Origin of the sequence: Sphingomonas sp. Leaf343, assembly GCF_001423765.1 — a bacterium.
Classification (GTDB): domain Bacteria; phylum Pseudomonadota; class Alphaproteobacteria; order Sphingomonadales; family Sphingomonadaceae; genus Sphingomonas.
In genome coordinates this window covers 728,757-743,161 of the sequence record NZ_LMPG01000001.1, presented here as the reverse complement: position 1 = coordinate 743,161, position 14,405 = coordinate 728,757, and the positions used below count along the sequence as shown (strand labels likewise).

General features: G+C 67.8%; 14 protein-coding genes. 4 read left to right on the top strand and 10 right to left on the bottom strand.

Translation table 11 applies throughout. The annotated features are described in order from the left end of the window. Positions 1-7 precede the first annotated feature (7 nt). The 3 genes from ASG07_RS03245 to lptG all read left to right on the top strand — a co-directional run bounded on the left by ASG07_RS03245 (position 8) and on the right by lptG (position 4,332). The gene (locus ASG07_RS03245) at positions 8-1,963 is read left to right on the top strand and encodes an ATP-binding protein (protein WP_055842057.1); all 1,956 of its coding nucleotides are present in this window, start codon (positions 8-10) and stop codon (positions 1,961-1,963) included. A gap of 75 nt (positions 1,964-2,038) precedes the next feature. Further along, positions 2,039-3,235, top strand: coding sequence for an LPS export ABC transporter permease LptF (lptF, locus tag ASG07_RS03240; protein ID WP_055842055.1), 1,197 nt, complete (start codon positions 2,039-2,041; stop codon positions 3,233-3,235). Between the two features lie 5 nt (positions 3,236-3,240). Then, positions 3,241-4,332, top strand: a complete 1,092-nt coding sequence (lptG, locus tag ASG07_RS03235) for an LPS export ABC transporter permease LptG (RefSeq protein ID WP_055842953.1) — start codon at positions 3,241-3,243, stop codon at positions 4,330-4,332. A gap of 4 nt (positions 4,333-4,336) precedes the next feature. Here lptG and ASG07_RS03230 read toward each other — a convergent pair whose 3' ends face one another. Next, positions 4,337-4,780 (bottom strand): PAS domain S-box protein, encoded by a 444-nt coding sequence (locus tag ASG07_RS03230; RefSeq protein WP_082474445.1) that lies wholly within the window; start codon positions 4,778-4,780, stop codon positions 4,337-4,339. Positions 4,781-4,863: 83 nt separating this feature from the next. Further along, positions 4,864-5,943 carry a fatty acid desaturase family protein gene (locus ASG07_RS03225; protein ID WP_236694498.1) on the bottom strand — a complete coding sequence of 360 codons (1,080 nt, stop codon included), beginning with the start codon at positions 5,941-5,943 and terminating at the stop codon, positions 4,864-4,866. Between the two features lie 118 nt (positions 5,944-6,061). Between ASG07_RS03225 and ASG07_RS03220 the strand changes: the two genes are divergently transcribed. Further along, the gene (locus ASG07_RS03220) at positions 6,062-7,213 is read left to right on the top strand and encodes a hypothetical protein (protein WP_055842049.1); all 1,152 of its coding nucleotides are present in this window, start codon (positions 6,062-6,064) and stop codon (positions 7,211-7,213) included. A 48-nt stretch (positions 7,214-7,261) separates the two neighbouring features. Here ASG07_RS03220 and ASG07_RS03215 read toward each other — a convergent pair whose 3' ends face one another. The 8 genes from ASG07_RS03215 to ASG07_RS03180 form a co-directional block, all read right to left on the bottom strand. Continuing rightward, the gene (locus ASG07_RS03215; protein WP_055842046.1) at positions 7,262-7,507 is read right to left on the bottom strand and encodes a hypothetical protein; all 246 of its coding nucleotides are present in this window, start codon (positions 7,505-7,507) and stop codon (positions 7,262-7,264) included. A 185-nt stretch (positions 7,508-7,692) separates the two neighbouring features. Next, positions 7,693-8,487 carry a transporter gene (locus ASG07_RS03210; protein WP_236694497.1) on the bottom strand — a complete coding sequence of 265 codons (795 nt, stop codon included), beginning with the start codon at positions 8,485-8,487 and terminating at the stop codon, positions 7,693-7,695. Next, the gene (gene xth / locus ASG07_RS03205; RefSeq protein ID WP_055842041.1) at positions 8,484-9,254 is read right to left on the bottom strand and encodes an exodeoxyribonuclease III; all 771 of its coding nucleotides are present in this window, start codon (positions 9,252-9,254) and stop codon (positions 8,484-8,486) included. Before xth ends, ASG07_RS03210 begins: the two co-directional genes overlap by 4 nt. 5 nt (positions 9,255-9,259) lie before the next feature. After that, positions 9,260-9,613: a HesB/IscA family protein gene (locus tag ASG07_RS03200; protein WP_055842037.1), complete on the bottom strand. Its 354-nt coding sequence runs from the start codon at positions 9,611-9,613 to the stop codon at positions 9,260-9,262. A 39-nt stretch (positions 9,614-9,652) separates the two neighbouring features. Continuing rightward, positions 9,653-10,372 (bottom strand): M23 family metallopeptidase, encoded by a 720-nt coding sequence (locus ASG07_RS03195; RefSeq protein WP_055842034.1) that lies wholly within the window; start codon positions 10,370-10,372, stop codon positions 9,653-9,655. A gap of 109 nt (positions 10,373-10,481) precedes the next feature. Then, positions 10,482-11,276, bottom strand: a complete 795-nt coding sequence (locus ASG07_RS03190) for a ferritin-like domain-containing protein (protein WP_055842032.1) — start codon at positions 11,274-11,276, stop codon at positions 10,482-10,484. Continuing rightward, positions 11,276-11,719: a peroxiredoxin gene (locus ASG07_RS03185; protein ID WP_055842029.1), complete on the bottom strand. Its 444-nt coding sequence runs from the start codon at positions 11,717-11,719 to the stop codon at positions 11,276-11,278. The genes ASG07_RS03190 and ASG07_RS03185 overlap by 1 nt, the downstream gene beginning before the upstream one ends. Next, positions 11,719-14,382, bottom strand: coding sequence for a bifunctional [glutamine synthetase] adenylyltransferase/[glutamine synthetase]-adenylyl-L-tyrosine phosphorylase (locus ASG07_RS03180; RefSeq protein WP_055842027.1), 2,664 nt, complete (start codon positions 14,380-14,382; stop codon positions 11,719-11,721). The genes ASG07_RS03185 and ASG07_RS03180 overlap by 1 nt, the downstream gene beginning before the upstream one ends. Positions 14,383-14,405 lie beyond the last annotated feature (23 nt).

The window sequence follows — 14,405 nt, the reverse complement described above, 5'->3', positions numbered from 1 at the left end:
ACGATGGATGTATGTTGCCGGGGTGGAGCGTGATTACGACGATGGCGTGACGCGGGGTGGCGTCACGCGGTGGCAGACCGTCTCGCTGGGGGCGATGGCGCTGCTCGCTGCTGCGGTGCTGATCGCGCTCGTCGTCACGTTGCAGGGCGCCGATCGGGAGCGCGACCGCGCGCTCCAGCTCCAGACGCACAGTTACGACGTGATGATCCTCGCGCGCACGCTGTCGGGCACGATCGCGCGGGCGGAGGCGTCGCTGGGCCGCTACGTCATCTCCGGCGACAAGTCGCAGGGCCAGATATACTGGGACGAATGGACGCTCGCGGGGTCGCAGATCGACCGGCTCGACCGGCTGACCAACGACAATCCGGAACAGGACCCGGCGATCGAGAAGCTGCGCGAAGCCTATGAGGCGCGGGGCAAGGAACTGTCGGTCACCGCACTGTCCACGAGCTATGGCCGCAACAGCCAGGCCTATGCCCGCTATTATCAGGCACGAAAGGCCCCGGCGCTCAACGAGATCAACCGGGACCTGAACGCGATCATCGGCCGGGAACGGGCGCTGCTGCAACAGCGTGTCGCCACCGCGACCGATACGGTCGAACGCTCCAGCCGGATCGCCGGGGTGCTGGCGATCTTCGGCCTGTTGATCGTGCTGGGCGCGATCCTGCTCGGCTGGCTGTCGCTGCGCGCGGTCGGCGAGCGGGCGCTGGCGCGCGCCGATGCGGACGCCGCGCGCGAACATGCCGAGGCGCTGGCGGAGGCGGTCGCGCGGACCAGCGCCGAATTGCGCGAGCAGGAAGCCAAATTGCGACAGGTCCAGAAGATGGACGCGGTCGGCCAGCTGACCGGAGGCATCGCGCATGATTTCAACAACATGCTGGCAGTCGTGATCGGCGGAATCGAGCTGGCGCAGCGTAGCGTGCGGACCGACCCGGCCGCCGCGGAACGTCATCTCGACAGCGCTGCGGAGGGTGCGGACCGCGCCGCCGCGCTCACCCGCAGGCTGCTGGCATTCAGTCGCGAGGACGCGCTGAAGCCCGAGCCGATCGCCGCGGCGGCGCTCGTGGCGGAGCTGACCGACATGCTCGACCGGACGCTGGGCGACGGCGTGACGCTGGTGACGCGCAACGAGGCGGGCGACTGGCGGGTGCGCGCGGACCGGGTGCAACTGGAAAACGTGATCGTGAACCTTGCGGTCAACGCACGCGACGCGGTCGACGGACGCGGTACGATCGCGATCGTCACCGGCGCGGCCACCCTCGATGCGGAACAGATCGGCGCCTGCGCCGCGGGCGACTATGTCACGATCGCGGTTCGCGACGATGGCTGCGGGATGACCGGCGAGATCGTCGACCGCGTGTTCGAGCCGTTCTTCACGACCAAGGAGGCCGGCAAGGGCACGGGTCTGGGCCTGTCGCAGATCTTCGCGTTCGTGCGCAGCCAGTCGGGCGAGATCACGATCGACACCGCGCCGGGCGAGGGAACGGCGGTGACGCTCTACCTGCCACGCGACACGATGGCGGTCGCGAAGGAACCGCGGCGGACCGTGATCGCTCCGGCGCAGGTCGATCGCGACGGATACGACATCCTCGTCGTCGAGGACGATCCCCGCGTGCTGGCGGCGACGACCGGAGCGCTGGCGGAACTGGGGCATCGCACGATATCGTGCAGCGACCCGCTCGCCGCACCGGATCTGCTCGGCCGGCACCCGCATATCGACCTGGTGATTTCGGACGTGCTGATGCCGCGTCAGAGCGGGCCGGAGATGGTCGCCGGGCTTGCGACGACATTTCCGCAGGTCGCCATATTGTTCGTCACGGGCTTCGCGGGCGATGCCAACGCCGCCGAGTTCGGCGATCATCACGTCCTGCGCAAACCGTTCACGCTGGCCGGGCTGGAACGGGCCATCGCCACCTCAATGCGCGAAGGCCGACCGTCGCCGGAGCAGATCGCCGCCGAATAGCCGGATTTTTCCCCTGACAGGCCGGCGATGCTGCGCCTATACCCGCGCCATCTTGCTGACCGAGCTCCCCCTCCGATGAAATCGATCGATCGCTATATGGCGCGCCTGATCGCGGTGCCGCTGTTCGCGACGCTGACGATCGCGTCGATGCTGCTGGTGCTGGACCGCATCGGCCGGCTGTTCGACTTCGTCGCGACGCAGGGCGGGCCGATCACGGTCGTGTGGCGGATGCTGGCGAACCTGCTGCCAGAATATCTCGGACTCGGTATTCCGATCGGGCTGATGCTCGGCATCCTGCTCGCGTTCCGGCGGCTATCGTCCACGTCGGAGCTGGACGTGATGCGCGGCGTCGGCATGAGCTATGGCCGGCTGCTCCGAGTGCCGTACATGTTCGCGATCCTGCTGGCGGCGCTCAACATCGCGATCGTCGGGTTCGTGCAGCCCAAGGCACGCTATTATTACGAACAATTGCGGTTCGAACTGCGGACGGGCGCACTGGGCGCATCGATCAAGGTCGGCGAGTTCACCCATCTCGGCGACCGCATGACGATGCGGATCGAGGAGAGCCGCGACAAGGGGCGCGATCTCAGCGGCATCTTCGTCCATGTCCAGACGCCGAAGAACGACTGGATCGGCGTCACCGCGGAGCATGGCCGGTTCATGGCGACCGACGACCCCAACGTCATCATCTTCCGCCTGACCAACGGCACGCTCGTCCACAACCGGCCGGAGTTCAAGGTGCCGCGCGTGCTGACCTTCTCCGCGCACGACCTGCCGATCAACCTGCCGAAGTTCGAGAGCTTCCGCCAGCGCGGCGGGCGCAATCTGGAATTCACGCTGCCCGAGCTCGCGAAGCTGGGCAAGGAAACCGGCAATCGCGAACTTCGCGCGTCGAGCCGGGCGGAGTTCCATTTCCGGCTGGTCGAGGTCGCGACGATGTTCCTGCTGCCGCTGCTCGCGCTGGCGCTGGCGATTCCGCCGAAACGGTCGTCGTCGTCGCTGGGCGTGTTCCTGTCGATCGTGATGATCGTGACCTATCACAAGGTGAACCAGTACGCGTCGGACATCGGCGCGCTGGGCCGGGTCGATCCGGTAATCGCGCTGTGGGGTCCGTTCCTCGTCTTCGCGGGACTGGTGTTCTGGATGTACTATCAGATCGCCTATGTCCCCGGCGGCCAGCCGATCGGGGCGCTGGAACGCGGCTTCGGCAAGCTGGGCAAGGCGATCCTGCGCCGCCTGCCCGGCCGCCGGCGAGAGGAGATGCCGGCGTGAAGGCGATGAGCTTCTTCCCGTCGCGGACCGTGTCCTGGTACATGGCGCGGCTGTTCCTCGTCCGCACCTTCGCGATCATGGCGGCGATCGTCCTGATCCTGCAGGCACTGGACCTGCTGTCGGAGACGGGCAACATCCTGGAGGTGCCGGGCAACGGCCAGGCGCAGGTCTGGACCTATGTCTCGCTGCGCGCGCCGCAGATCATCGCCTTCGTCCTGCCTTTTTCGGTGTTGCTCGGGACGATCCTGACGCTGGCGACGATGAACCAGAACAGCGAGATCATCGCGCTGAAGGCCGCCGGCCTGTCCGCGCATCAGGTGCTGGCACCGCTGCTGCTCGCCAGCTTCGGCGTGGCGATCATCTCGTTCGCGTTCAACGACCGTATCGCCAGCCGCGCCACCGCGACGCTGAACCAGTGGCAGAAGGTCAATTACGGGCCGATGCCGATCGATCGCGGCAACCGGTCGAACGTGTGGGTGCGCGACGGCGACGATCTGATCGAGGTCGAACAGACGCAGGGACGCGGCGCGAAGACGATCCTGCGCAACGTCACGCTCTACGACCGGGCCGGCGGCAGTCTGGCGGGTATCGTCCGGGCGCCGATCGGGCGATTCGAACCCGGCGGCGGCTGGCGGATCGGACCGGCGCTACGCTTCGACGTGGCGTCGGGGCAGCAGGTGCGGATCCCGTCGCTGATCGTCGGCCGGGATGCGCGGCCCGATCAGTTCACGCTGGCGACGGTCGATCCCGACGGACTGTCGCTGGGCGCGCTGAAGTCCGCGATCGAGGATTTGTCGGGGGCGGGCCGCCCGACCAAGGCGCTGGAGGGATCGCTCTGGCACAAATTGTCGGGGCCGCTGTCGGCGGTGTTGATGCCGCTCCTGGGCGGTGTCGCGGCGTTCGGCGTGGCGCGGTCGGGCAAGCTGTTCGTGCGCGCGGTGATCGGCATGGCGTTGGGCTTCACCTATTTCATCGCGGACAAGTTCGCGCTGGCGATGGGCAATCTCGGGGCATATCCGCCGTTTCTCGCCGCCTGGGCCCCGTTCCTGCTGTTCCTGCTGATCGGCGAGGCCGTGCTGTTCCGCACCGAGGAATAATCGCTCAGCGGCCGTACTCGACCGTGACGTCCTGCTTCACGCCGTGTAGCCCCATCACCTGTCCGGACTGGCAGACAGGGGCCGCGATCAGGCGCATCCAGCGTTTCTCACCCTGCAGCGTCGTGATCCGGGCATCGAGCGTGAACCCACGGCGATGGCGAATCGCGTAGGAGCGAAGCCGCTCCATCGGCGCGCGCGACTCCTCGCCGTAGAGCTTGACCGTTTCGGATCGGATGGCGGACCGGGCCGGGTTCATGCCGAACAATTCGTACACCGACCTCGACCATGTCAGCGCCTGGTCGGAAAAGTCGAAGGACCACGACCCGTCTAACCCGGCAGCAGTCGCCAAGCCTCCCTCAAGGTCGTGCAGACGCCCGTGTTCGAACCGGCAGCCGCTTTCATACAGCGGCCAGCTGTGATGAAGCGGCAATGGATCGGTCGGCAACATCGCAAGCCATCCTTTTGAACAGGAATGGTTCGTAGCGAAGAGCGATTAACAGTTTCCCCGTTCCGAAACGGGCACCACAGGTTTCAGCGGCGGACCATCGTACTCCGCCCGATCTTCCACACCAGCCCGGGCAACCCCGGATAGCTCGCCTTGTGATAGGGCGACTCCGCTTCCAGCAGCGCGGTCAGCCGGCGATGCGCCTCCCCCAGCGCATGATAAGGGACGCTCGGCAGCAGATGATGCAGCGCATGATAGCGCAGGCCGACGGGAGCCCAGAGCGCCGGCAGCAGCGATGGCGGCGGGACGTTGACGGTGTCGAGATACTGGGCGGTGACGCTCATCGGCTCGCCCTCGTTTTCCCAGAGATGCGCGACGAGCGTGCGGACCTGATTGACGACGGCGACCGCCGAAGCGACCAGCATCGCGATGCCGAACGACCGTAGCGGAATGACGCCGGTCGCGACCATCGCGACCAGCGCGAGCGCCCAGACGCTCGCCGCAGCCTCGACTCGGTTCCAGTAGGTGGCCGCATCGCCCTCCGGCGCGCGCCGGCGGAATTGCGGATTGATCGCGAGTGCCGAATACCGCTCGACGATCGCGCGACGCAGCGACGGCACCGCCACGGACAGCGGCGACAGGACGGCATAGCGGAACAGCAGCGCGACCGGCGCCAGCGCGGACACGACGATGAACAGCGGCAGCGTCCACGGCTTCATCAGCGCGAGCGGCAGGTATTCGGGGTCCTCGACCGTGCCGTAGCGCGTCTTCGCGTGGTGCAGATTGTGCACCCCTTCGTACATGAAGGACGGGATCAGCATCGGAATGCCGACGATCAGGTTCCAGCCCAGCCGGAAATGCGGCAGGCTGCTGTGCTTCATATGGCTGACTTCGTGGATGAAGCTCATCGCACGGTACAGGCCGAGCATCGCGATCGCGCCGCCCAGCACGACCAAAGCGGTCGACGACGCGGTGACCGCGACGGCCAGCGCGCTGTATCCGACCAGTGCCGATGCGATCAGGTCCGCCCAGTAGATGGCAGGCCGGGGCTGCGACAATTCGCGGGTCAGGTCCGCCGCGGCGCGCAGCATCGCCTTGTCGTCGGCGATCCGCGTCGTACCTGCGACAGGTGGCGTCGTCGCGCGATCCAGAGTCATGCTCGTCATACTCGTATCCATCACACCGAAATAGTGGCGACAGCATGACGTTTACAGGTCGATTAGCGCGCCGTGCTGACGGAAACTTCACTCGCCATGATCGGACAGGCCGGTTACACCGCCCGGCATGAGTGACATCGTCATCCGTCCGATCGACAGCAAGCGTGATCGCAAGGCCTTTGTCGACCTGCCTTTTCGCCTGTACGCGAACGATCCGCACTGGGTGCCGCCGCTGAAGAACGAGGCGCTGGGCCTCATCACGCCGGCCAAGAACGGCTGGTTCAGCCATGCGAAGGCTCAGCTTTTCCTCGCCGAGCGGGATGGCCGCATCGTCGGTCGCATCTCCGCGCATATCGACACTCTGGCGCTGACGATGGACCCGGCGCAGGGCTTCGGGCCGGGTGTCGGCCAATGGGGCCTGATGGAAGCGGAGGATGAGGGTGTATTCCGGACGCTGCTCGGCAGCGCGGAGCAATGGCTGCGCAATCAGGGCATGACGCGGGCACTCGGCCCGATCTCGATGTCGATCTGGGAAGAGCCGGGTCTGTTGATCGACGGCTACGATCACGATCCGACGATCATGATGGGCCATGCGAAACCCGAATATCGCGGCTGGATCGAGGCGGCGGGCTATGCCCCCGTCAAGCAGTTGCTGACCTACGATCTGGATATCACGAAGGAATTTCCTCCGATCGTGCAGCGGATCATCAAGTCCGGCGAGAAGAACGAGCGAATCCGCATCCGCGAGGTCGACAAATCGAAGTTCGACGAGGAAGCCGCGACGATCCTGGCGATCCTGAATGACGCATGGTCGGACAATTGGGGATTCGTGCCGCTGACGCCGCCCGAGATCAAGGATGTCGGGGTCAAGCTGAAGCCGATCGTATTCAACGATCTGATCCGCATCGCCGAGCTCGACGGCCGGCCGGTGGCTTTCATGATTACGCTGCCCGACCTGAACGAAGCGATCAAGCCGCTGAACGGATCGCTGCTGCCGTTCGGCTGGGCCAGGCTGCTGCTGTGGCTGCGCAAGCCGCAGGTCCGCACGATGCGGGTGCCGTTGATGGGCGTGGTCAAGGAATTGCAGGCGTCGCGGATGGCGAGCCAGCTCGCCTTCATGATGATCGAATATATCCGCCGCGCCTCGATCCAGCGTTATGGCGCGAGCCGGGGCGAGATCGGCTGGATCCTCGACGACAATCAGGGGATGCGGTCGATCGCGACGACGATCAATTGCGATATCAACAAGGTCTATCAGGTCTACGAACGCACGCTGTAGCGGCTATCCCGCGTCCGGGATCGCCGCCACCGCGTCGGCAGGTGTCGATCAGATCGCCGGTTCGAGGCCCAGACGGCTCCAGTCCTGACGGCTGCGGCAAACCTTGCGGACGGTGCCGGGAGCGGTCACGTCGTCGAGGAAGCAATAGGTCGTGCCCTTCGTGACGGGACGCTCAGGCGCGCGCAGGGCGGTGTGCAGCATCTGACGGTTGATCGTCGCGCCCCAGACCGAAGCGGCCGGGAAAGGCTGTGCGGTCATCGTGGCGGCGGCGGAGGCGAGAATGGCGATCAGCATGGCGGTGGTTCCCTCTTGCGAGCCGGTCCAATCCGGCTTCACAGGACGTACTGCATTACCCGTGCCAAACGCAGACCGACGGAAAACCAAGGATTTTCCCGGGAAACGCCATATATGGTCCGCCAACTGGTAGGATATCGCGCCAATGTGCAGCGGATGCGTGGATCCGCTGAGGTCCTGCCGACCTAGAACAGCGCGGCGATCCCGGCATAGACGCGGACGTCCGGCGCATCATGGTTCAAACCGCCGACCGCCTCCGCGAAGAACGCCCGTTGCGGCGCGACCGTCCAGAGGCAGCCCAGCCCCGCCACCGCCTGCGTCGTGGCGCCAGCGGGATCGTCGTCGCGCGTGACCTGCGCCTCGATCGTCGCGGAAAAGGCGTCGCTGAACGTGATCGCCACGGCCGCGACGGCACTGCCCTGAACGTGGCGGCCATGCCCATCCTCGTCCACCGCCGCGTCGAGTTCGCCGGTGGTGCCGATGTTGATCGTGTCGGTCAGGTCGTAGGTGACCGGCAACACGACGCCCGCGCCCCAATCCCCTGCCCCGACCGGCGATCGCCCGACCGGCAACGTCACGAAGGGCTGGATACCGAACGACAGGCCCGTCCCGTCCGGGTTGCGCAGGTTCTGACGCACGCCGATCGTCACGTCGCCGACGCGCGCCTGCTTCTCCACCGTACCGGCGACGCGGTCGCGGGTGCGGAAATGGCCGTAGGGCGTCCATTCCAACTGCAACTCGGTCGACGGCCCGACGCCTGCCCGGACCAGCAGGTCGCCGGCCAGCACCGTGTCGATCCGCTGGTCGGCATCGCGCTCCAGTTGCCAGTCGCCGAGCGTCGCCTCGACATGCACCCGTCCCGGCTGCGTCGTGCAGGCGGAGCTTTCGAGCGACGGGCTGTTCGGGCAGAAGCGCGGTTCGTCCTGCGCCCATGCGGCGGTCGGCAGCAGCAGCAGCGCCGCGACGGCGAGCGGCTTCACCGCAATGTCACGAAGGTCGGCGCGTGATCGCTGGCCTTTTCACGGCCGCGATACGCCTTGTCGACGCCCGCCCCGACCAGACGGTCGGCCGCCTGCGGGCTCAACAGCAGATGATCGATGCGGAAACCGGCGTCCCGCTGCCACGCACCCGCCTGATAGTCCCAGAACGTCCACACGCCGCCCCTGGGCTCGCGGGTCCGCAGCGCGTCGGTCCAGCCCTGCGCCAGCAGACGGCGATAGGCGGCGCGGCTTTCGGGCTGCATCAACGCATCTTCCTGCATCGCGCGCACCGAATAAGTGTCGTCGTCGTTGGGGATGACGTTGTAGTCGCCCGCCAGCACCGCGGGCCGCTCCTCCGCGAGGATCGCCGCCGCCCGTTGCGCAAGCCGTTCCATCCAGCGCAGCTTGTAATCGAACTTGGGTCCGGGCCGGGGATTGCCGTTCGGAAGATAGAGCGACGCGACGATCAGGCCGTCGACGTCGCATTCGAGATAGCGACTATGCTCGTCCTCCGGCTCACCCTCCAGCCCCCGCTGCCGCTCGACCGGCGTTTTGCCCCTGGCGAGCACCGCGACGCCGTTCCACGCCTTCTGCCCATGCCAGAGCGCGCCATAGCCGGCGTCCTCGATCTCCTTCAGCGGGAACGTCTCGTCGCTCGACTTGAGTTCCTGAAGACAGACGATGTCCGGCTGGTCCTCGGTCAGATACTCGATGACGCGGGGCAGCCGCGCCTTGATGCCGTTGACGTTGTAGGTGACGATCTTCAAGCGCGTCAGATCGCGAAGCTGGTGCCGCAGCCGCAGCCGGACGCCGCCTGCGGATTTTCGACCCGGAACGCCGCGCCGCCGAGCGATTCCACGTAATCGACCGAGCAACCACGCACGAGATCGAGGCTGACATCGTCCACGACCAGCTGCACACCGTCCGTCTCCGCGACGGTGTCGTTGGCGTCGGGCGCATCGGCCAGGCCGAATTTATACTGGAAGCCCGAACATCCGCCGCCATCGACCGACAGGCGCAGCACGGCAGGCTTGTTCTGACGGGAGGCGATCGCCGCGACGCGCGCCGCCGCGGCGGGGGTCAGCGCGATATCGACAGGGGCGGTATCCGGAGCGAGAGTGGCCATGGGCGACAGATAGGCTTCGGCCGACGCCCCGGCAACCTGTCAGTCTTGCGCGGCGGGCCCGTCGACCGACACCGGGATCTGACGGACGCTGCGGTCCTGCGACGCGAGCAGATAATCGGCGGTGGTCAGGAACGGCACCGGATTGACCGCGTGGCCGTCGATCCGGACCTCGTAATGGAGATGCGGGCCGGTCGAGCGGCCGGTCGAGCCCATCAACGCGATCAACTGCCCGCGCTGCACGCGGGTGCCGTCGGTGACGAGGATCTTCGACAGATGGCCGTACCGGGTCGCGATGCCCTTGCCGTGGTTGATCTCGACCATGTTGCCGTAACCGCCCTGACGCTCGGCATGGGCGATGATGCCGTCGGCGGTGGCGTAGATCGGCGTGCCGACCGGGCCGGGAATGTCGACGCCCGCATGCATGGCCGCCGAACCGCGGAACGGGTCGGAACGGATGCCGAAATTGCTGGTGAACTGCAGCTTCGTGACCGGCTGGACGGAGGGGATTGCGATCCCGCCCTGCTGGCTGCCGGTCGATAACGTATCGAGCTTCTTCCAGGTCTGGAACAAGGTGCGGAACTGCTGGTCCGCCTTCAGGTCGGCCATCGTCTCGGCGCTGTTGGCCGGGATGTACTCGCCACCGACCGCGGGTGCCCCGGCTGCTGCGGGTGGGGCGACCTTCGTGGTCTGGGCGGCGATCGGAGATGCCAGGATCATCGCGGCGACGGCAGCGACGGAAGAGAAGCGAATGTTGGTCATCAAGCCCCAAAAATCAGCGCCGTCCGCATCGCCGCGGGCGGCTCGTCCATCCCAATCCTGATCCGCAGCCCCACCGCGCTTCAGTCTTGAGCGTGTGTGGCCGGATTGGTCAGACAGATGCAAGGGGTGCGTAGAAGTCCCGCGTCAGACCGGCAGCCGCGCGCGCCGAGTCGTTGAACGGCGGCTTAAGCACGCCGCGAAAATACCTCCGGACCAGCATCTGCCAGTGCGGCGCGGGCAGGATTCCGGCGTTCGCACACAGATAGCCGAACCATTTCGCACCGAATCCGACATGCCGAATCTCGTCGGTGTAGATGCGGTGGAGGATGCGGCCGCTGACCGGATCGCCGGCGGCGTCGAACCGCGCCACCGTCTCCGGCGTGACGTCGAGGCCCCTCGCCTCCAGCACCATCGGGACGATCGCCAGCCGCGCGGCGGCATCGTGCGCGGTCGACGAAGCCGCCTCCCACAGGCCGGCATGCGCGGGCATGTCGCCATAGCCGGACCCCAGCGCCCTCAGCCGGCGGTCGAGGATCGCGAAGTGCATCGCCTCGTCGGCGCCGACCGACAGCCAGTCGTCGACGAAGCTGCGCGGGAACTGCGCGCCGAACCGGCCGGCGACATCGAAGGCCAGATCGATCGCGGAGAATTCGATATGAGCGAGCGCATGCAGCAGCGCCAGCCGCCCCCGCTCCGATCCGCCGCGCCCCCGTTTCGGCATGCGACCGGGCGGCAGCAGTTCGGGGCGTGCCGGCCGGGCAGGCTCATCGGGCGGCGCCACCGCGAAGTCATGGCCCAGCGCCCCGCGTCGCCACGCGCGGGCGACCGATCGCGCGGTACGCACCTTGTCCAGCGGCCCGGCGGTCAGGAGTACCCGGCGGCAGGCGCTGGCCACATCCTCCATCAGAGCGCCCGGGCAGCGTCCAGCACGGCATCGACATGGCCGGGGACGCGGACCTTGCGCCATTCACGGACCAGCATACCGTCCGCGGCGAACAGGAACGTCGCGCGCTCGATCCCCATATAGGTCTTGCCGTAAAGCTTCTTCTCGCCCCACACGCCGAACGCCTCGCAGGCGCTGCCGTCCTCGTCGCTGGCGAGGTCGATGGCCAGCGCATGCTTGGCCGTGAACTTCATGTGGCTGGCAGGGCTGTCCTTCGAGATGCCGATGACGCGCACCCCAGCCTCCGCGAAGGCCGGAGCGGCGGCGGTGAAATCCTGCGCCTCGCGCGTACAGCCGGACGTGTCGTCCTTCGGATAGAAGTACACGACCAATGGCGCCCCGATCGCGGCGAGGTCGATCGCGCCGTGCGCCCCCGTCACCGTTGCCGCCGGTATCCTGTCCATCATGCCACTCCGTTCCAGACCCGCTCGACCTCCTGCCGGGCCGAGTCGAGACTGGCAACCACCGCATCCCAGTCGGGCAGCCGCAACGCCGCCGCGACAAGCGTCCGCGTCGCGTCCGCCGGCGGTTCCGCATCGGGCGCGACGAGGCGCATCGTCACCAGCAGCCGCGCGAGCAGGTCATAGGCGGCACGCAGCACGGGTGGCACCAGCCCGGCCGTCGCCAGTCCGTCGATCGCCCGCTGAAGCTGTGGATCGAACGCGGTGCGATGCGTCAGTTGCAGGACGTGGACCGCAAACTCCAGGTCGACGAGCCCGCCCGGCAGCAGCTTGGCGTCCAGGGGTCCCTTGGCCGGCTTGTGGCGTGCCATCTCGGCGCGCATCGTCCGCGCCTCCGCGACGATATCCCGTTCCGGTCGATCCCCCGCGAGGACGCGGGCGACGATCGCCGCCACCGCGTCGCGCGCCTCCGCCGACCCGAACACGACGCGGGCACGGGCAAGCGCCATATGCTCCCACGTCCACGCCTCCTCGCGCTGGTAGCGGGCGAAGCTGTCGAGCGACACGACCAGCGGTCCCTGCGCGCCGGATGGACGGAGGCGCGTGTCGACGTCGTACAGCGGCCCTGCGGCGGTCGCGACCGACAGCGCCGCCGTCACCCGGCTGGCCAGACGGGTGTAATAGAGGGTCGCGCCCAGCGGCTTCGCGCCATCGGACTCGCCCGCGAAATCGCCCGTGAACAGATAGACGAGGTCGAGGTCGGACGCATGCGTCAGCGCCTGTCCGCCCAGCCGCCCGAGCGCGAGGATGACGAACTCGCTGTCCGGCACGCGGCCGTGGATGCTCCGGAACTCCGCGATCGCCGCATCCGCCAGCACCGCCACCGCCGCCTCCGCGACGCGGGCATATCCGGCCGCGACGGCCAGCGGGTCGGACGCGCCCAGCACGATTTGCGCGCCGAGTGCGAACCGCACCTCCCCCACCACGCGGCGGACGTGATCCAGCCGCGCCTGATAATCCACGACATCGCCACCGCGCATCCGTTCGGCGAGGTGTTCCACTTCTCCGACATCGTCCAGCGCGGACGCGTCGATCAGGCCGTCGATCAGCGCCGGCTGCCGCGCGAGCTCGTCCGCCAGCGGGGCGGCATGCGCGAGGATCGTCGAGAGTTGCTCCGCCAGCCCGGGCCGCGCCTCCAGCAGGCGGAACACGTTGATCGCGCTCGGCATCCGCTCCAGCACGCCGTCCAGCCTCGCCAGCGCGCGCATCGGCTCGGGCGCACGGCCCAGCGCCTCGACCAGCACGGGCAGCACCGCCTCCAGCGCCTCACGCGCGGCCGCGCTGCGCAGCGCGGCGTACGTCCCCGCCCGCCACGCCGCGATCCGCTGCGCCGCCGCCCCGGCCTCCGCGAAACCCGCCGCCGCCAGTTCGTCCACCAACGTGACCGGATCGCGCGAGATCCCCGGCCGCTTGTCGTCGTCCAGCGCGTCATAGACCCGCCCGACCCGCTCCGTGGGTCCACGCAGCAGCGCGATCAGCGCGTCGCCATCCGGCAATCCATGCAGCCCCGCCACCGCCGCCAGCCCCGGACCGGCGGGCAGCGCATGCGTCTGGCGATCATCGATCATCTGCACCCGGTGTTCGATCGTCCGGAGCAACGTGTAGGCCGCCGCCAGCGCCTGCGCGTCGTCGACGTCGATCCAGCCGGCGATCGCCAGCTCCTCCAGCGCGTCGCGGGTCGCCGGCGCCCGCAACGCCCTGTCGCGGCCGCCGTGGATCAGCTGGTGGATCTGCGCGTAGAACTCGACCTCGCGGATGCCGCCGCGCCCGCGCTTCAGGTCGTAGCCGGGGCCGAGCCGCTGACCCTGCGCGTGATGGTCGCGGATGCGGCGGGACAGGTCGCGGATCTCGCCCACTGCCCCGAAATCGAGCGTTCGCCGCCAGACGAACGGACGGACGGCGTCGAGGAACCGCTGGCCCAGCGCGATATCCCCGGCCGCCGCCCGCGCGCGAATGAACGCGGCCCGCTCCCACGCCAGCGCCTGGCTTTCGTAATAGGCGATGGCGCCGTTCACCGGCAGCGCGATTGGCGTCGCTTCGGGCGACGGCCGCAGGCGCAGGTCGACGCGCAGTACATAGCCGTCGCCATCGCGTGCCTGCAGCAGCTCGACCACGCGTTTGGCGATCCGCACCGCCGCCTCCTCAGGTTCCTCCCGCGCACGACGAGGGAGCGTCAGCGGGTCGAAGATCAGGATGGGATCGATATCAGATGAATAATTGAGCTCGCGCGATCCTTGCTTGCCGAGTGCGATCGCCGCGAAGCCGCGCGGTTCCTCCCCCGGGTAGCGCTCGACGATCGCCGCGCGGATCGCCTCGTCCAGAGCGCGGTCCGCGAAATCCGTCAGCGCGGCGGTGACCTGCGTCAGGTCGTACCATCCGGCGAGATCGCCCAACGCCACCGTCAGCGCTACGGCACGACGCTCAAGCCGCAGGCGGCGCGCGACCGGCATGTCGGCGTCGATGTCGGGCATCGGCGCAAGCGAGCCGGTCGCCGCGCGGTCGACGATGCCCGGCTCTCGACGCATCAACAGCGACAGGAAGGGCGACCATCGCTCGGCGCGATCCACTGCGTCGTTCAGCGCGGCCGAATCGCCGTGACGGCTCATGTCATTGAACCGCAACGAAACAT